Source organism: Mycobacterium sp. (assembly GCF_035640695.1).
Classification (GTDB): domain Bacteria; phylum Actinomycetota; class Actinomycetes; order Mycobacteriales; family Mycobacteriaceae; genus Mycobacterium.
In genome coordinates this window covers 1-17,378 of the sequence record NZ_DASQVQ010000072.1, presented here as the reverse complement: position 1 = coordinate 17,378, position 17,378 = coordinate 1, and the positions used below count along the sequence as shown (strand labels likewise).

Here is a 17,378-nt window from a genome sequence, read left to right as displayed (position 1 = left end):
CCGCAGTCGCCTGCGCCCGCCGCACCGCCGCAATCGCCTGCGCCCGCCGCACCGCCGCAATCGCCTGCACCCGCCGCACCGCCGCAATCGCCTGCGCCTGTCGTAACACCACAACCGCCACGTCAACAGCCTGGCTTGGGGCCGTGGTGGTGGCTATCCGCAGACTGAATCGGCCTCATTGGAACCAACCGGTATCGCTATCTGCACCGAGGTTCCCCGCCCCGGTGGGCTGTCGATCCGCATGCGGCCGCCGAGGGCCTCGACGCGGTCGATCAGACCGCTAAGACCGGATCCCTTGTCGGAGTCGGCGCCGCCGACCCCGTCGTCGCTGACCGCCACGCGCAATTCGTCGCCGTCCGCGCTGGCGCTGATCTTCACCTCAGAGGCCTGCGCGTGCTTGGCGGCGTTGGTCAGCGCCTCGGCCACGACGTAATACGCAGCGACCTCGGCGGAGTCGGGCAGCCGGTGATCGACTGTGACGTCCAATGCGACCGGTACCGCTGACCGGCGAGCCAGCGTTATCAGCGCCGGGCCAAGTCCACCGTGGGACAGGATCGACGGATGCAGACCGTGTGAGATCTCCCGAATCTCATGCGAGATGTCGCTCAAATCTGAAACAGCCCGGGCCAGACTTCTTTTGAGGCCAGCTTGGTCGCGCGGCACCGACGCCTCCGCCATGCGCAGCGACAACGCCAACGAGATCAGCCGCTGCTGCGCTCCATCGTGCAGGTCGCGCTCGAAGCGGCGGCGGGCATCGTCACCGGCGGCGACGATGCGTGCGCGCGAAGCGAGTAGTTCGGCGCGTGCGGCGGCGTTGGTAATTGCCGTGGCAAGCAGGTTCGCAAAATCGCCGAGGCAAGCCTCGCTGTCCGCCGTCAGCGGCTCGGGTCCGAACGAGCCGGCGACAGCCAGTCCCCACAGTGTGCCGTTCACGACGATTGGCGCGCCCACCGCCGATCGTGGGATGAGTTGGACGTCTGCGGCTCCCTCAGCCCGTGCGGGCGTTTCGTGGTTTTCGATGCGCACGGCGCGGCCGGTTGCCCACACTCGTGCCGCGACGTTGTCTCCGTCCAACGAATACCGCTCACCTACTCGCGACTGCTTCCCCAGCGCCGGCTGATAGCGGCCCGACACCACGATGGCTCCGTTGTCGGAGTCGTACCGCACCACGGCCGTGCTGTCCACGTGCATGCAGTTGGCCATTTCCTCAACCGCTGCCGCGAATACTTGAGATGGGCTGGCGCCGCCCGCCACGAGTGTTGCTACTCGCCGCAGCGCCGCTTGCTGCTCGAGCATCGCCTGCAGCCGTACGTTGCAATCCCAGGCTTCGCACGGGGCTGCCGGATGCCCGTCCGCATCGGTCGTGCGCGCCGTGAAGTCACGCCCGGTCGCATAGAACAGGCCATCGCGTGCCACCGCGGTCCAACCGATCCACCGGTAAGTGCCGTCCTTGCAGCGGAATCGGCTCTCGGATTGGGCCGGGTTTTCCGATGTCAGCAGACTGTCGAGAATCACTCGCACGCGCTCACGATCCGCCGGATGCACGAAGTCAAGCCACGGACGGTAGTTTAGCTCCTGCTTCGAATATCCAAGTGCCCGAACGAACGCCGGGTTCGCGCCGACCAGATAAGCCGTCGGCTCGGCCACCCACGACAGCTCGGTCTCGATATCGGTGCGGGCGTCGATCGAGCAGGCGTTACTGCCCGCCGGGTGGCTTTCCAATTGAAGGTGCGCGGGGTCCGTCAAGTCTTGTGCAATAGCCGGCGCGTCCATGATCCGCTAGACCCTGCAGTTTTCGGACTTGATCATCCGGGCCGGCTTCTCCAGCGTGTCGGTGAGCGCGTGCAAGAGATCGGAGGTGCTCGGATCCTCGGCATCGACGGCGTCGTGGACCGTGCGGATGGTCCCGACTGCCGCGTTTGCAGAAACGGCCGTCTCGGCTCGGCGGTTGACACGGGCATCGGTCACTGCTGCTCCAGATGCCATGGTGGCGGTCCTTTCGTTGGTTGCCCTAGCCATGCCCAAGGTATGCACTTTTCTGGACTCAGTCAAGAAAAGGATTGGTTCCAGAAAGAATGGGCTCCGGTCAGCGCCGATCCGACCAGCTCGGAACCGCCGACCCGACCAGCTCGGAACCGCCGACCGCCGCGATCATGTGCTGGCCGGCCTGTGGCTTGTGGGCGCGTCGCCGCTTCAAATGCCGCAGTGAGTTGGGCACGATAGGACCATGCGACTGCTCGCCGAGATCGTGGCGTGGTGGGTTATCACGTTCGCGGTGTGGCTGGTCACCGTCCAGGCTGTCACGGCGAGCGAGCTGCTCGTTGGTGGAGTGTGCGCATTGGGCTGCGCGATCCCGGCGCCCTGGCTGCGCCGAGCCAACGACGGCGTGTGGAGCTGGCGGTGGGCGTGGCTCAAGTGGCTACCGCTGATGCTGCGGCAATTGCCCGGCGACACGTGGCGGGTCTGGCGCTGGGGACTGGTCGAGAGAGGGCGCACGACGGAAGGCCAATGGGTTCGGCTCGAATTGCCAGCGGAGGCCGAGCCGGTTGCAGCGACGCGGCGAGCAATCGCATTGACGGTGCTCGGGTCTACGCCGGCGACCGTGGTCGTCGAAAGCGACCCGGCGCAGAACGTGCTGATCCTGCACCGCCTCTGCGACAGCTCGGACCGACTTGATTCTGCGGTAAGACGGTGAGTCCCTGGCTGTTTGGGGCGCTCGCCCTTCTGGTCGGCGGCTTCATGCCTGCGCTGTGGATGTCGGCGCGCGGAAAGTCGGCTGCGCGCCTGGTGGGCCTGGAATTCGCGGCCGTGGCGGCGATCCTGCTAATGCTGCTGCTGGCAAAGCATTACGGGCAGACGTCCTATCTGATCGTTCCACTGGCCATGGCCATCGCGTCGGTCGCCGGAAGCCTGGTCTTCGTCCGGCTGTTGGTGCCCAAACGGTGAGCGCAATGGTGGTCTTCTTTGAATGGATTCTCGTCTCGGCCGGATGCGCCGTCGTCGTGGTCTCGACTGTGGCGGCGCTGTTCTTGTCGCCCGTCTTCGACCGGCTGCATGCACTGACGGCGGCGACGACCGTTGGCGCACCGCTGGTCGGCCTTTCGGTCGCGGTCGGCCAGGGCTGGTCGATCGCAACGGCCTTGGTAATCCTCACGGTGATGATCGTCGCGGTGACCGGCCCGGTCGTGGCGGCCGCGACCGCGCGCATGGCCGCCCAGCGCGAACATGTTATCGAGCAGGAGGAGCCGCAGTGACCGTACTGACGGTGCTGGCCTTCGTTGTCGTCGGCGCAGCCGCCACCGCGGTGGTGATGACCAAGGACGCCGAGGACCAGGCCGTGACGTACTCGGCGTTCGGAGTGGCGCTGACGCTGTTGTTCGTGGTCCTGCAGGCGCCCGATGTGGCGTTGTCGCAGTTGGTGATCGGTGCCGCGGTGGTGCCGTTGATGGTCATGCTGACGCTGCGCGCGATTCGGCGGCAGGAAAAGTCGGACGCGACAAATCAGAACGACAGCGAGTCAGCGCAATGAGTCACCGCGTCCGAATGCTGCTTTTCGGTTCGGGCGCTGTGGTTCTCGCCTGCTTCTTCGCGCTGTCTGTGGATGCGTTGCCGCAGTTCGGCGACCCCTACCACCCGTATCGCGACCTTGCGGTGCGGGCGGCGCTGTCGCACGCGACAGCCAACGTAGTGTCTTCTGTCAACTTCGACGTGCGCGCGATCGACACGCTTGGCGAGGAGACAATCCTGCTGGCGTCGGTGATTGGTGTGATGGCGCTGCTGCGCCCCGCCGTCGAGGAGCGCGAGTTGTTGCCCATGCCAACCGGCCACGCAATGGATGCCGCCCGTCTGCTGGGATATCTGATGATGCCCGTGACGTTCGTCGTCGGGATCAGCCTCGTCGTGCACGGTCACATCAGTCCCGGCGGCGGTTTTCAGGGCGGCGTGGTAATCGCAACCGCGTTGCACCTGCTGTATGTGACCGGCAGTTTCCGTGCGCTTGACCGGCTTCGTCCAGTCAACGTGTTCGATCGGGCCGAAGTGGCGGGTGCGGCGGCCTTCGCTCTGCTCGGCGTCTGCGGGATGGTGTTCGGTGCGGCATTTTTGGCTAATTTCCTACCCAAGGGGCGACTGGCGGAACTATTTTCGGCGGGCACCGTGCCGCTCTTCAACGTGGCGGTAGGGGTTGAGGTCGCCTGCGGAATGACGGTTCTGCTAGCGCAGTTCTTCGCGCAGGAGATCACCATCGTCGAGCGGGGAGAGAAGAGGTGAGCATCTTCGCCTATGGTGTGGCGGCCTGGCTGGTTGTGCTTGGCGCTTTCGGAATCGCACGCAGTCGCAACCTTGTTCACGCGGTGGTCTGCTTGTCGGTGACGCAGTCGGGCACGTACGTGATGCTGCTTGCTGTCGGGTACCAAAGGAATTCGTCCGCACCGATTTTCGGCTCCAGCAACCCTCCGTCGGCCGCCGTGGTGGACCCGGTGGTGCAGGCCATGTCGCTCACCGACATCGTCGTGTCCGCGACGGTCACGGCACTGTTGCTCGGCTTGGCGGTTCAGATTCACAAGCGACACGGCACGGTCGATCCGGATGAGCTGCGCGCACTGCGGGGTTGACCTCGGGTGAACGCGGCGGACGCGCTGCCATTGCTGATCGCGACACCGATCGTCGCGGCGTGTGTTGTCGCCGCGACGGGTAACCGGGTTCCGCGCCCGGCCATCGACGTGCTTGCCCTGGTCGGCGCGGTGGCGACCGCGGCACTGGCGGTTGCGGTCACCGTGCAGACGTCGGCTAGCACCGCAATCGAATGGGTTGGCGGGTGGCGACCGCAAGGAACCCTGGCCGCAGGGATCTCGCTCGCCGCGGACCCATTGGCGGCGGGGTTCGCAGTCTTGATCGCAACCGCGGTGGCATGCGCGGTGCTGTACAGCTGGCGGGGCCTTGACGAGGCCGATTCCCGTTATTTCGCACTGCTTCTGCTGTTCCTGGCCGGCATGGAAGGGTTTGTGCTGGCTGGTGACCTGTTCAACATGTTCGTCTTCCTGGAGTTGACGGGCGCGACAGGGTATGCCTTGACCGGCATCAAGATTGAAGACCAGTCAGCGATCCAGGGGGCGCTGAACTTCGGCGTCATCCAGACGTTGAGCGCATGCATCACGCTGATGGGCATTGCACTCCTCTACGCGCGCACCGGTCAGCTTGGACTGGCGCAGCTGCGCGAGGGGATCGAAGGAGCGGGCGAGCTGTTCACCGTGACGGTGTTCGCGTTGGTGGTGTGCGGGCTTCTGGTGAAGGCGGCGATTGTGCCGCTGCACTTCTGGCTCGCCGATGCGCACGCTGTCGCGCCCGCCGCGGTGTGCCTGCTGTTCTCCGGTGTAATGGTAGAAATCGGTCTGTACGGCATCCTGCGGATCTATTGGGTGGTGTTCTCACACACGTTGCCGCACAGCGTATTTCAGAACACGTTTCTGATCTTCGGAACGCTGACCGCGCTGGTGGGTGCGTTCATGTGTGTGCATCAACGGCATGTGAAGCGGCTCCTCGCGGACTCGACGATCGCCCACATGGGATTGTTCATGGTAGCGGCCGCGTCGTTGACGCCTGACGGGACCGCGGGGGCCGCCCTGTCCGTCGCGGGCCATGCCGGCGCGAAGGGCGCGTTGTTCCTGGTCGTCGGCGTACTGCTGGATCGTTATGCGACGGTTGACGAAATGGAGCTGGCCGGTGCGGGCCGGCGTGACCGCGCGCTGGCGGTGGCGTACTTCGTTGCCGCGATGGCGTTGGCGGGCCTGCCGCCGTTCGGCGCTGGCCTCGGCAAGGCGATCGCCGAGACCGCAGCGTCGTCGGTGTGGTCGTCGTGGATGTTGGTGTTGTTCAGTGTGGTGTCGATCCTGACGGCCGGTGCGGTGCTACGCGTCGGATTGCGATGCTTCACGCGCTGGGGTGCAGAAGGCTCCGCGGATGTGGACACGCACGGGCACGGGTCGGACAGCCGCGGGCAGGAGCGGCCCGACACCCGCCGGCTCGCCCGGATCCCCATATCGATTTACGCGGCAATGGCGGTGCCGATCATCGGCTCACTCGGGGTGGGTGTGTGGCCAGCCGTCCCTGCGTGGGCGTCGCGGGCGGCGCACCGCTTCACCGATGTCGCGGCTTATCTCGGCGGCGCAGTGGCGCCGGCTTCCGCGGCTCACGGGTGGGACGTGTGGGGTGCGGTAATCGCGCTGCTGACGGTCCTGTTGAGCATTGGTCTGGCCGTAGTCGCGTTGTCGCGTGCGCAGGCTGCGGTCTGGGTCCGCCGTGTCGCACATGCGGTCGGGCCCCTGGCCAGCGTGATACGCGGCGCACACACCGGTCATATCGGCGACTACGTCGCCTGGATGTTTGTCGGAACCGCCGCGCTAATCGTGCTGTTGCAGCTGTACGAGCTCTTTGCCCGATGACGCCTTCATGCTGACGGGATGACGGCCCCGCCGAGCGGCGAGTCGGTCAAGTCGGGAGCACCGCGGCACCGGGACGCTTCGCCCAGCGTCCCATTCGGCGATACGAGCACCTCATGCTTGCGTGTTGCGTCTCGAATAGCTGCCACGCGCTTGGGATTTCACTGCTTTGCCGGCCGGCGGGTGGTTGTCTCCGGGCCGGTGTCCGAGTAGGTTCTGGGTGTGGCCGGCCTGCTACCGGAGCGCTCGATCCACTCATCGCATTCACCGGCCGTCAACGGCTGTTGCCGAAGTATCCGCCAATTAGCGAAAGGTCAGTCATGCCGAAGAGAACCGAATACGCCCAGGGCACGCCCAGCTGGGTCGACCTGCAGACCACCGATCAGTCCGGCGCGAAGGAGTTCTACGCGTCGCTCTTGGGCTGGGGTTTCGACGACCAACCGATGCCGCAGGGTGGGGTGTATTCGATGGCCGTGGTGAACGGAGAAACGGTGGCGGCCATCGCGCCGATGCCACCGGGTGCGCCGGAGGGCATGCCGCCGATGTGGAACACCTACCTTGCAGTCGACAACGTCGATGGGGCCGTCGATCGGGTGGGGCCCGCGGGCGGGCAGGTGTTGATGCCGGCGACCGACATCGGCGATGCCGGGCGGATGGCGTTCGTCGCCGATCCGACCGGCGCGGTCGTGGGGCTGTGGCAGGCCAATCAACACATCGGCGCGACGCTGGTCAATGAGACGGGTGCGGTGATCTGGAATGAACTGATCACGGACAAGCCGGATTCTGCGCTGGCATTCTATGAAGCGGTGGTCGGTTTGACCCACTCCACCGTGGAGATGGCGCCGGGCCAGCAATACCGGATTCTCAAGGCGGGCGCGACCGATGTCGGCGGCTGCATGGAACCGCCGATGACCGGTGTGCCGAACCATTGGCAGGTCTACTTCGCGGTGGACGACGCTGACGCCGCGGCGGCCAAGGCGGCCACGGGGGGCGGACAAGTCGCCGCGGAGCCGTTCGACATCCCGTCGGTGGGCCGGTCTGCCGTCCTCGCCGATCCGCAGGGCGCGATTTTCAGTGTGTTGAAGCCCGCGCCGGAGCAGTAGGCGGCTGCGCTGTCAGTCGCTGAGATCCGCGCGCCCGACGATCAGCGGATCGGGTTCGGCAACCACCTCGTGAGCCTTGCCCTCGTAGTCGAACTTGGCGAGCAGACAGCGCATCGCGTTGACCCGGGCCCGCTTCTTGTCGTTGCTTTTGACGACGGTCCACGGCGCAACGTCGGTGTCTGTAATACGGAACATCGCCTCTTTGGCCGCGGTGTAAGCGTCCCACTTGTCGAGTGAGGCGAGGTCCATCGGCGAGAGCTTCCACTGCCGTACCGGATCGACCTGCCGAATGGTGAACCGGGTGCGTTGCTCGGCGGGTGACACCGAGAACCACAGCTTTGTCAGGCTGATCCCATCGCTGAGCAGCATCTGCTCGAAAAGCGGTACCTGCTCCATGAACTCGGCATGCTGCTCGGGCGTGCAGAATCCCATCACCCGTTCCACGCCGGCGCGGTTGTACCAGGACCGGTCGAAGAAGACCATCTCGCCGGCGGCGGGCAAGTGGGTCACGTAGCGCTGGAAGTACCATTGGGTGCGCTCGCGGTCGGTGGGTTTTTCCAACGCCACCACACGAGCGCCACGCGGGTTCAAATGCTCCATGAACCGCTTGATGGTGCCGCCCTTGCCGGCCGCGTCGCGTCCCTCGAAAAGGATGATGTGACGGGCGCCGGTGGTTTGGCTCCACTTCTGCAGTTTCAGAAGTTCAATCTGCAGCAGCCGCTTGTCAATCTCATAATCGTGACGCGCCATCCGGTGGTCATACGGGTAGTTCTCGCGCCACGTGTCAACCGCAACGCCCCGGCGATCGAGCAGTACCGGATCGTCGTCATCGTCATCGTCGACCGTGTAGCCATGGTCCATGGTCGACAACACTTCGGCGTCTAGCTGAACCATTGCTGGAAGCCAAGCACTTATTGAAGAACATTCGGTAGCGACCACGTGAACGGTCCTCGCAGATCGCGGCGGCGGCCCGCCTCACGGCCGCTTCACCGCCGGGAGTGTGTGCTGGCCCAATGTTCAAGTGCTGGCTGCAGCCATGACATCACCGCCGCGGTGGCGATGCCGCTGATAGTGCCCAGAATCAACAGCATCGCAGTACCTCGATTCGCTTGTAGGGATTACTGCGTCATAGGGCAAGGGCCCCGAGACGTCGACGTGGTCGCCGAGCCCGGCGATTCCGGCGGGACGTATCAGTTGTTCGACGGCGCGCAGTCAACGTCGACGTAGACGGTGGTGACGTGTGTTGGGTCCATCGGGGAGTCCCCGTGGACACCGGTGACCGTGCACTGTGACAGCGAAGCCGGCACCGATCCGTTGATTTGCACGTTGTAGCCCTGGACTTGCAGGCTCCGGACGGTGTCGGCGGCCGATGAGCCTCCGCTGGGCGCCGCTGCGGCCGCGGCCGCCGATCCCAGGGCGGTTGCTGCTAGGGCGCCGACGGTGGCGGCGGTGACGGCGAACTTCTTCATAATCGTGCTCCTTTGTTGATACCCGATGGGTGCAAGTTCCGTGGTAGAACTCTTACCTATAGATAGGGCGGCGGGTTACATCGGATGAAAAGTCGTGTGCGATAATCTTGGGCGCGATATATGAGGTATGCGTATCGCAAAAGTCCATTATTTCCATGTTGCCCGGCTGCACTCCAGCGCAGTTGAGACAGGCAGACGCCGCGACCAGGGCGTTAGCGTGGCGAGGTGCGAACACGGCCTGACCACGCATTAAATCAGCGGCGGTGGCCATGTCGCGTCGCCACCCCGGCATCGGCGTCGCGGCAGTGTCACATATGCTTTTGCCGCGCAGAATTCAACGGCGCGTGGCGCGATTATGATTTCCGCACGCCGACTAACGAGCAGGGCGCCGGTAATGGTATCGTTTCGCGCTCTTGCGGTGCGTTGGCTTCTTACCTATTAACGAGGGCCGGATCAGAATAGTTCATCGCTTGCCAAGAGCCGGGTCGCGGCACCCACTCGGCCGGCGATCCGACCAACCCTTTAGGTTGCTGGGCGCACCGCGGCGGCACAGCTGATCGCGACGCGCCAGTCGTGAGGGACACTCCCGGACTGACGACGTGGACCGCCGTGACACGCACGAGGACCGCCGTGACACGCAGGGATGCCAGAGCCCCGGGGCGGGGGACCGGCGAGGAGTCAGACGGCGGCTGGTGCTTTGGCGCGGCTGCCCAACACAGCGGCGGCCACCAGCATCACGGTGAGTGCTTCGGCGATGACGCTGAGGGCTGCCTGCGGCGACGGGTTCCAGCCGTCCTCGGTGAAGCCGAACAGGCCCGTGGTGCGGGACAGCGCGAATGCGATCAGCGTCCCCGCCGACAGCGCCGCGCCGGCCCACCGAAACCACTCCGGTGCGCCGACGAGGATCAGCACGGCCAGCGCGCAAAACAGGCTGGCCTGCAATAGGAATGCCGGCCCGATCGTGGGGATGTGGTTGTAGCCGTGGATGTACAGGTAGGCATGGATGACGCCGCTGACGGCCAGTGTGGCCGCGATCGCGAGTCTGAGCGGAATCTCTATCGCTGTTGATCTCATTGCAGTGTCTGCTCTTTCAAGGCGAGTGCCTGTTGGCCCTTGGTGTAGCTGACCTCGCGGATACCGAGCGCGTCGTGCAGTTTCCCTGCGGGCAGGGTTATCGGTTTGGGCGCCGGGCCCTCGCCAGGATGGGGCAACGGGTACGCGGTCGTGGTGCCGCTGTAGAACGTCACGTTACCGTCGGTTTTCGAGAACAGTTGGTGCACATGGCCATTGAGACAGGTCACTGACGAGAATCGGCGCAGATAGCTCAGGGCCTTGGCGGCGTCCTCCGTGCCCCACCCCCAGTCGGGGTACATCGCAAACAGCGGAATGTGGCTGAAGACAATGATCGGGGTGTCACTGGACAGTGGCGCGACATCCTTTTCGATGAACTCGAGCTGATCGGTACCCAGGTGCCCCAGCTTGCTCAGGTTCAGCGTGTTCACCAGCGCGATCAGATGCACACCGGCGATGTCGAAGCTGTACCAGCCATCCCCGCGGGTGCCCGCGCCAAATACTTGGCGGTACCTTTGCCCGCCGTCGTCAACCGAATCGTGTTCGCCGGGAACGGTGAAGATGTGTGGCGTGTTCAGCCCGGTCAGCATTTGCTTGACCTGATCGAACTGATCAGGGGTGGCCAAATGCGTCAGGTCGCCGGTGTGGATCACGAAGTCGGGCGTGTATCCAAGCGAGTTGACCTGGTGGATTGCCCCGGTGAAGGTTTTGGCCACATCCGGGTTGGGGGCGCCGGTGAATCCGATGTGGCTGTCGCTGATCTGCGCGAAACGTAGGGTGGGTCGGGCTTGCGTCTTTTGAGCCCCGGTAGACCCGGCGACATGGGAGATCACCTCACCGCCGGCCACGGTCAACGCCACCGCCGCCCCAAACCACGCCGAATGGCGGATCAGCTGGCGGCGTGTCATCGCATGCGGATCGCGTTCGGTGCTCATTTGGTCACCACCACTGTGCCGTGCATGGACGGGTGGATTGAACAGATGTAGTCATAGCTGCCCGCCGTCGGAAACGTGTAGGAGTAGGTCGCGTTGGTGCCCAATCCGGGAGAGTGAAACGAGCCGTCACTAGCCGCCACTGTGTGCGGCTCCTCGTCGTGGTTGGTCCAGGTCACCTTCGAGCCGACCGGAACCGTCAGCGTCGTGGGGGCGAACGCAAAGTTATTGATACTGACGGCATTCGGTCCGGCCGGGGGCGGCGCCTCGCTCGGCGGGCCGTTGCCCCCCGGGGCCGCCGATCCAGGTGCCGCGCCGCCGCCGGCCATCCCCGGGGTGACGCTGGCCTGCGACCCGAAGTTGATCGATGGTTGCGTGCTGGATCCCGGGCTGGAGCTCGAGCAAGCCGAAATCACCAGCACCGCCGCGGCGGCCCCCGCGACGGCGGGCAGCGCAGCGAGCGGGCGACGATGAGGCGGGGACATGTGAGTGCAACCTCCCTGATCGTTGACGAGTCATCCGGATGCGAAGTGCTCATCAAGAGATAAGGACGCGGGTTACACCGCGGGCCACCCCAGGGCGGTCACGCCGGTTCGGCGGGCGCGAACACCTCGATGGTTCCGTTGACCTCACGAACCTCCAACCGCGGCAACGGTGCCAGCGGCCTGGGGCTCGGATGGGTGAGGACCTGTCCGGTCGGGGCGAACGAGGCGAAATGACAGGGGCAGCGCAGCCGCTCAGCGGGCTGGTCGAAAAACAGTCGGCAACCCTGATGCGTGCAGACGCCCGACACCGCTTCGGGGCGGCCGTCTACCCGGCGGACGAACCCGAACAGTGAATCAGTTTCAAATGGGTGCATCACACCGTCACCGGTGACGTCCGAGCTCGCCGTGACGGGCTGCCAGCGGCCCTGCTTGGGGACCATGTCGCCGCCGGCGGCGACCGCATGCCCCGCATCGCGAAATAGCAGGCGATCGGCGGTCACCGTCGCGACCACCGCTGCCGCGGCCGCCGATAGTCCGACCACCACCTGCCGGCGGCTGGCGGCCAGCCAGCTCACCTTCGTTGCGGGTGCCTGCTCACCTTCCATCTGCGCGGCGACGCGCCGATGCAAATCGGCCAGGAATTCCCCGCGTGGCTCGTCGGCCCCGGGCCGCGCCGCCCGCAGCTCTATTGCGGTCCGTATCTGGGCAGCCTCAAAACCGCCCGGGCGAAAAGGAGTCGGACGCCGATCGCGCAACAGGTCATCGACATACCGTCGCAACCCTCGCGCGTTCATCGCTTGCCCTCTCGGTTACCGTGTGCCGCCACTTGCCAGGGTCTGCGTCGGCCCCTCATTCGGCCGAGCGGCGGTGCCTTGACAGATCCGCTGGCGTTTTCTGGGTGTTTTCGGGCAGCGGAGACACTGACACTCTCCTAATAGATAGCGGCTCGGGTTACGCGCATTCAACAGATGCAAGCCGCACCGACCGGCGGCCGCACGGCGAACGTGACGCCAGAGTCACACCCACGACCGGACGTGGCGCTGCTGTCACGTTCGGCGGCGCAAAATATCGCGGCCGCACGCCGCTGCGCCGGTCAGTGCTGGCGGTTGGTACGGCCCCCGCCGTCGTCGGCTAGGTGCCGGATCTCGCGTTCCCATTGGGCCTCTCGGACGCGGTCTAGCCGTGCGTGGACCGCCGCAACCACGGCCGTGGTTACGGCCAAGACCCCGAACCACAAAGCGGCGCCGGCGCCGGCGCCGTCAACGCTCGCGCGCCAGCCCGGGGGCGGGGCATCGACGCGTCGTCCGGTGCTGTCAACCCAGATGTCGATCCGGTCGCCGGGTTTTGCCGCGCCATCCCACGGAAATGTGCCGACGATATCGGCGTCCGCCGCGTTCCAGCCGGCTCGCACGCTGCCTGCGGTGTGAAACGGCCGCGCCGCGGTCCAGCTGTCGAGGACGGTCGCCGCGATGATGTGCCGGGACCGCGCCTGCTCGGCGTAGACGCTGTCGCGGGCAGCGTGAACCGCAACACCGACGATGGCGGCGACAGGCGCCGCGGCAAGCGAAATGATGACCGCGACCATCGCGACGAGTGCTTCGATTCGATCGATGCGGCGCAGCAGTGGATTGCGGCCCACGAGTCGGCTTAGCCACCAACCGCGCGGGTTCACGGTGAAGGCGCGCATCAGAACTCCTTAACCGACCGGCGCGGCGGCGCCCGAATATCGCGTGAATACATCGCTTCACGTACCCGGTTTTGCGGATTCGAATCGGGTGCGCTTTCGACAATCAGCGCGAAGTGCCCGACGGCCCCCGTATGCCTACCGGGCGGGGGTCAAACGGACAGCGCCGAGGTGGTCTCGATCGACCGCCTCGGCGAACTCCTCGAGTGTGGGTACCCGCGGATCGCGGAATTTCAATCCCATCGCGCGCTGCGCGCCGCTGGCCCCGTAGGACTCGGCGCAGCGCTGGTAAAGATCGGCGACGACCGAACGGTCCTGGATGAGTTCGCCGTGCATGGTGGTCGTCTTCCCGTCGTGCAGAACCTGGGCGGCGGCGCCGTCGCGGAAGTTCTGCTTCCACGCCGCGGCGGTCAGGGCATAAAGATCGTTGTCAATCCGGTGGGCGCTCAGCACAACCGAGTACTGCCGCCCTGTCTTGCGTCCGGTGAAGTTCACCACCATCAGCTGCTTGCGTGCGGGACCCAAGACCGGAGTGCCCAGCAGGAACCGCACGATCGGGTTGACGACGCGCAGGACTGGGGCCGGTGGATGCGAGATCGTGACTGCGGGTGAGTGTTCTGCCATGCCATTACCGTAGGGCCTACTGGCATGCTCGCGCCCGGGCGCGTCGCCGGTCCCCCAGGTGCGCGACATCGCCACCAGCCCACTCAGCGTCCGTCGAACACGCGGCGCACCGCCTGCCTTACCGCCCCTTGTGGGCGTTCTGGTAGGTGCCGTAAGGGGTGTGTCCCACGTGCATGTAACCGTCGACGTTAACGATGTCAGGGCCGTTCGCCGAGCCGGATGGAGTGGCAATGGCCGGGGCGGCCAGGCCGATGGTCAGCGCGCCGAGTGCACTGGCGGCGATCGTTGCGAATGTGACGTTCTTCTTCATTGCTCTCCCTCTCCGTGTGCTCTGGTTGCGGAAACAGGGAGGTCAGAGCGTTTAGTTCCGGTTGGCAGGAAGTTGTCCAGGCATGGCAGTAACGACCGCCCGGCGTCAGCCGGTCGCGCTGCCCGCGAACCAGGCGGTCGTCACCGTGTGTCGAATGGGCGGCTGAAATGGGGTGGTCGGCGGACCCAACTGGCCGACGTACACGGCCCACAACGGTTGCGAGCGGTCGATCGCTGACGCAGGGTCCCAATCGGGGGGTGCGAGCACGCCAAGCGACCACGTGGTCTGGCCGCAGCCGTAGACGGGGACGGTGCCGTCGGCTCGGCCGCCCCACGCGCCACCGTTGGGCAGGACGCAGCGAGTGCCGTCGTCCAACGCCAGCGCGAACGGCATCGGCGCCGCGGGGGGCTGCACCGCCGGAAGCGCGCCGGGGGCGGGAAAACGCCGAAGCGCCTTGCCCCATGGGTCGACCGTGCAGAGCAGCGACGCGGGCGCCGGCCAACACACATCGGCGGCGGCCTCACTCGGCTGACAGGCATAGATGTTGTTGCCCACCGCCGCCGGCGATGGCCCCGGACACCCGGAGAGGTTGGGGGACGGCTGCCGATTCACCACGTGGTAGCCGTTGGCGGCCCGACCGCCCGCGTCGACGGCCACCTCCGTGATGACGTCCGTCGACCCGGCATCGGCGCCGAGGTTCCCGGCCGTGGGCAGCGCGAGGGTGCCGACGAAAGTCAATACCGCCGCGGCTCGCAACCAGCCGGCAGACGGCCTGCCCATGGCGACAGCCCCTTTCCTGACGTACGCGCCAACTACCGAGTATCGAGGCGGCCCAGAACGATCACGTTGTCGGTGACGATCGCGGTCTGGCCCTCCGGCCCGGTGGCCTCGCGCTCGACGGACTCGACCCGGCGTCGCTGCCACACGCTCGCATCGAGATTCAACGACGTGACGACTTCGTCGGCGCTGGGGAACTCGTGGTGGTGGTCCAGCTTCCATGCCCAGGGTGGGGCGCTGCCGTGGTCGACGATGATCAGCGTCCCGCCGACCGCAACCGCTTCGGCGGCCCTGCGCAGCAACGCCGGACGGTCCAGTTCGACGGTCGAATGCAGGAATTGGGCGGAAACCAGATCGAACGTGCCGTCGGGGAACGTGTCCGGCAGCTCGTGGCGCTGAAAGTCGATGCGGTCCTGTAAGTTTCGTTCTCGCGCAGTGGCAGCCGCCCGCTCCAGCGCGGTGTTCGATATGTCCACCGCCGTCACCTGCCAGCCGCGTTCGGCCAGCCACAGGGCATCGCCGCCCTCGCCGCAACCGAGATCGAGCGCACGGCCCGGCGGCAGCGACGCGGCTTCCTCGGCCAAGCGGACGTTGACCCGGCCGCTCCATATCCGGTCACGCTCACCGTAGTGCTCTTCCCACACCTGTTCAGCGTCAGACATCGCCATGGCCTTAGCTTGCCCGCCCGGCGACGGCGACGCCAAGCCGGTGCCGCCACATCTCCGGCAAAGGTGATGTAGCTTCGATCCACACACCGACGGGGGAGTGGGTGCCGAGGAGTAAGCGGTGGATGCGACACCATTCGGGCACTATCAGCTGCTGGAGCTGATCGGCCGCGGCGGGATGGGCGAGGTCTACCGGGCCTACGACACCAGGACCGACCGCGTGGTCGCGCTCAAGGTGCTGCCCCCGCACCTAGCCGACGACCAGACGTTTCAGCAGCGTTTCGGCCGTGAATCGCATGCCGCGGCCGGGCTGAACGACCCACATGTTGTCCCGATCCACGGCTTCGGCGAGATCGACGGCCGGCTGTATCTGGACATGCGGCTCATCGACGGCCGCACCCTGGGCACGATTCTGAAGGAAGGCGACAAGCCGCTCGAACCGGCGTTTGCCGTATCGGTGGTCGAGCAGGTCGCCTCGGCCTTGGATGCCGCGCACGCAGCGGCCCTGATCCATCGGGACATCAAACCCTCCAACATCTTGATCACCGACCGTGACTTCGTGTACCTGATCGACTTCGGCCTTGCCCGCACGGCCGGTGAAGCCGGCTTGACCACCGCGGGCAGCACGCTCGGCACCTTGGCCTACATGGCCCCGGAACGCTTCGAGGACGGGCGGGCCGATGCGCGCTCCGACATCTACGCGCTGACCTGCGTGCTCTACGAATGCCTCACCGGTTCGCGCCCCTATCCGGCGGACAGTCTCGAGCAGCAGATCGCCGGGCACGTGGCCAAGCCGCCGCCTCGCCCATCGGCCACCGACCCCAAACTGGCCGCGTTCGACGAAGTCATCGCCACGGGCATGGCCAAGAAACCGCAGAAGCGATATCAAACGGCGGCCGAGCTGGCCGCCGCCGCTCAGCGCGCGCTGAATGCACCCGTGCGCAAAGTCGGTAGCAGCGGGCGGCATTCGGCGCCTCGCGCCGGGGCGCCCGGTGGTCGGCGCATGTCCCGCAAAGCCCTCGCCGTGGCGGGCGCCGGGTTGGTGTTGATCGTGGTCTGCGCATTCGGGGCATGGCACCGGTGGGGCGCGTCGGAACAACGTAGCCGACCCGCGAGCGCCGCCGAGAGCTCGTCCTCGACACGGGCGGTGGGGGCGGTTCCGGCGATCGCGGCGACCGTGCCCGCAGAGATCAGGGCGACGGGCCGGTTGATCGTGGGTGTGAACGTGCCGTATGCGCCCAATGAATTCAACGATTCCAGTGGCCAGATCGTCGGTTTCGACATCGATCTGATGAACGCTGTGGCTAGGACTCTGGGGCTCGTGCCGGAATACCGCGAGACGGCCTTCGAGGCGATCATCCCGTCGTTGCGGGCCGGGGACTTCAACGTGGGCATGTCGTCGTTCACCGACACCAAGGAGCGCGAGGCGTCGGCCGACTTCGTCACCTACTTCGAGGCCGGGACGCTGTGGGCGCAGCGGCCCGGTCCGCCGGTCGATCCCAACAATGCGTGCGGGCTGCGAATTGGCGTGGCGTACGCCTCGATTCAGGAAAGCAAGGAGATCCCCGCCAAGAGCGATGCGTGCGTCGCGGCCGGCAAGCCGTCCATCGAAAAGGACGTCTATGTCCGCCAGGACGATCTCACTGCCGCCCTGATCGCCGGAAAGGTCGATGCCATGTCGGCCGATTCGCCGGTAACAGGGTTTGCGATCAAAACCAGCGGCGGCGCGCTCGAGGGCGCAGGCGAGGTCTTCGATTCCGCCCCGTACGGCTGGCCGGTAGCCAAGAGCTCAGCACTGTCGCAGTCGCTGAGCCGGGCCCT

At 66.0% G+C, this 17,378-nt stretch carries 22 protein-coding genes and 1 pseudogene; 9 read left to right on the top strand and 14 right to left on the bottom strand.

Features of this window, described 5'->3' with window-relative positions; all coding sequences use genetic code 11:
* Nucleotides 1-153: 153 nt before the first annotated feature.
* From VE759_RS09235 to VE759_RS09225, 3 genes and pseudogenes are all read right to left on the bottom strand, one after another.
* On the bottom strand, nucleotides 154-1,746 hold the full coding sequence (locus VE759_RS09235) for a PAS domain-containing protein (protein WP_324930723.1): 1,593 nt from the start codon (nucleotides 1,744-1,746) through the stop codon (nucleotides 154-156).
* A 33-nt stretch (nucleotides 1,747-1,779) separates the two neighbouring features.
* Nucleotides 1,780-1,917 (bottom strand): annotated as a pseudogene (locus tag VE759_RS09230) (DNA starvation/stationary phase protection protein); the annotation flags it as partial.
* 169 nt (nucleotides 1,918-2,086) lie between these two features.
* Nucleotides 2,087-2,218, bottom strand: coding sequence for a hypothetical protein (locus VE759_RS09225; RefSeq protein ID WP_324930721.1), 132 nt, complete (start codon nucleotides 2,216-2,218; stop codon nucleotides 2,087-2,089).
* 9 nt (nucleotides 2,219-2,227) lie between these two features.
* On the opposite strand from VE759_RS09225, the gene VE759_RS09220 reads away from it, so the two are divergent.
* From VE759_RS09220 to VE759_RS09185, 8 genes are all read left to right on the top strand, one after another.
* Nucleotides 2,228-2,695 (top strand): Na+/H+ antiporter subunit E, encoded by a 468-nt coding sequence (locus tag VE759_RS09220; protein WP_324930719.1) that lies wholly within the window; start codon nucleotides 2,228-2,230, stop codon nucleotides 2,693-2,695.
* Nucleotides 2,692-2,946: a hypothetical protein gene (locus VE759_RS09215; RefSeq protein ID WP_324930716.1), complete on the top strand. Its 255-nt coding sequence runs from the start codon at nucleotides 2,692-2,694 to the stop codon at nucleotides 2,944-2,946. Before VE759_RS09220 ends, VE759_RS09215 begins: the two co-directional genes overlap by 4 nt.
* 5 nt (nucleotides 2,947-2,951) lie before the next feature.
* A complete protein-coding gene (locus VE759_RS09210) occupies nucleotides 2,952-3,254 on the top strand; it encodes a monovalent cation/H(+) antiporter subunit G (protein WP_324930713.1) in 303 nt (100 codons plus the stop codon).
* On the top strand, nucleotides 3,251-3,529 hold the full coding sequence (locus VE759_RS09205; protein WP_324930708.1) for a DUF4040 domain-containing protein: 279 nt from the start codon (nucleotides 3,251-3,253) through the stop codon (nucleotides 3,527-3,529). The genes VE759_RS09210 and VE759_RS09205 overlap by 4 nt, the downstream gene beginning before the upstream one ends.
* 14 nt (nucleotides 3,530-3,543) lie before the next feature.
* Complete coding sequence (locus tag VE759_RS09200) at nucleotides 3,544-4,269, top strand: MnhB domain-containing protein (protein ID WP_324930705.1); 726 nt, start codon at nucleotides 3,544-3,546, stop codon at nucleotides 4,267-4,269.
* Nucleotides 4,266-4,613, top strand: coding sequence for a cation:proton antiporter subunit C (locus VE759_RS09195; RefSeq protein ID WP_324930702.1), 348 nt, complete (start codon nucleotides 4,266-4,268; stop codon nucleotides 4,611-4,613). The genes VE759_RS09200 and VE759_RS09195 overlap by 4 nt, the downstream gene beginning before the upstream one ends.
* Nucleotides 4,614-4,619: 6 nt before the next feature.
* On the top strand, nucleotides 4,620-6,440 hold the full coding sequence (locus VE759_RS09190; protein WP_324930698.1) for a proton-conducting transporter membrane subunit: 1,821 nt from the start codon (nucleotides 4,620-4,622) through the stop codon (nucleotides 6,438-6,440).
* 317 nt (nucleotides 6,441-6,757) lie between these two features.
* Entirely contained in the window at nucleotides 6,758-7,540 is a 783-nt protein-coding gene (locus VE759_RS09185; protein WP_324930695.1) for a VOC family protein, read from the top strand.
* A 12-nt stretch (nucleotides 7,541-7,552) separates the two neighbouring features.
* On the opposite strand, the gene ppk2 is transcribed toward VE759_RS09185, so the two are convergent.
* The 11 genes from ppk2 to VE759_RS09130 form a co-directional block, all read right to left on the bottom strand.
* The gene (ppk2, locus tag VE759_RS09180; RefSeq protein ID WP_324930692.1) at nucleotides 7,553-8,434 is read right to left on the bottom strand and encodes a polyphosphate kinase 2; all 882 of its coding nucleotides are present in this window, start codon (nucleotides 8,432-8,434) and stop codon (nucleotides 7,553-7,555) included.
* Nucleotides 8,435-8,730: 296 nt separating this feature from the next.
* On the bottom strand, nucleotides 8,731-9,009 hold the full coding sequence (locus VE759_RS09175) for a hypothetical protein (protein ID WP_324930691.1): 279 nt from the start codon (nucleotides 9,007-9,009) through the stop codon (nucleotides 8,731-8,733).
* 678 nt (nucleotides 9,010-9,687) lie between these two features.
* Nucleotides 9,688-10,068, bottom strand: a complete 381-nt coding sequence (locus VE759_RS09170) for a hypothetical protein (RefSeq protein ID WP_414687868.1) — start codon at nucleotides 10,066-10,068, stop codon at nucleotides 9,688-9,690.
* Nucleotides 10,069-10,079: 11 nt separating this feature from the next.
* Entirely contained in the window at nucleotides 10,080-11,015 is a 936-nt protein-coding gene (locus tag VE759_RS09165; protein ID WP_324930687.1) for a metallophosphoesterase family protein, read from the bottom strand.
* A complete protein-coding gene (locus VE759_RS09160; protein ID WP_324930727.1) occupies nucleotides 11,012-11,341 on the bottom strand; it encodes a cupredoxin family copper-binding protein in 330 nt (109 codons plus the stop codon). Before VE759_RS09160 ends, VE759_RS09165 begins: the two co-directional genes overlap by 4 nt.
* A 254-nt stretch (nucleotides 11,342-11,595) precedes the next feature.
* Entirely contained in the window at nucleotides 11,596-12,291 is a 696-nt protein-coding gene (locus VE759_RS09155; RefSeq protein WP_324930684.1) for a Rieske (2Fe-2S) protein, read from the bottom strand.
* Nucleotides 12,292-12,590: 299 nt separating this feature from the next.
* Nucleotides 12,591-13,184, bottom strand: a complete 594-nt coding sequence (locus VE759_RS09150) for a hypothetical protein (protein WP_324930681.1) — start codon at nucleotides 13,182-13,184, stop codon at nucleotides 12,591-12,593.
* 135 nt (nucleotides 13,185-13,319) lie between these two features.
* A complete protein-coding gene (locus VE759_RS09145) occupies nucleotides 13,320-13,805 on the bottom strand; it encodes a hypothetical protein (RefSeq protein ID WP_324930678.1) in 486 nt (161 codons plus the stop codon).
* Nucleotides 13,806-13,923: 118 nt separating this feature from the next.
* Nucleotides 13,924-14,115 (bottom strand): hypothetical protein, encoded by a 192-nt coding sequence (locus tag VE759_RS09140; protein WP_324930675.1) that lies wholly within the window; start codon nucleotides 14,113-14,115, stop codon nucleotides 13,924-13,926.
* 105 nt (nucleotides 14,116-14,220) lie between these two features.
* Nucleotides 14,221-14,895 carry a hypothetical protein gene (locus VE759_RS09135; protein ID WP_324930673.1) on the bottom strand — a complete coding sequence of 225 codons (675 nt, stop codon included), beginning with the start codon at nucleotides 14,893-14,895 and terminating at the stop codon, nucleotides 14,221-14,223.
* Nucleotides 14,896-14,927: 32 nt separating this feature from the next.
* On the bottom strand, nucleotides 14,928-15,560 hold the full coding sequence (locus VE759_RS09130; RefSeq protein ID WP_324930670.1) for a class I SAM-dependent methyltransferase: 633 nt from the start codon (nucleotides 15,558-15,560) through the stop codon (nucleotides 14,928-14,930).
* A 118-nt stretch (nucleotides 15,561-15,678) separates the two neighbouring features.
* Here VE759_RS09130 and VE759_RS09125 point away from each other — a divergent pair.
* On the top strand, nucleotides 15,679-17,378 hold a 1,700-nt coding region (locus VE759_RS09125; RefSeq protein WP_324930668.1), incomplete at its 3' end, for a bifunctional serine/threonine-protein kinase/transporter substrate-binding domain-containing protein.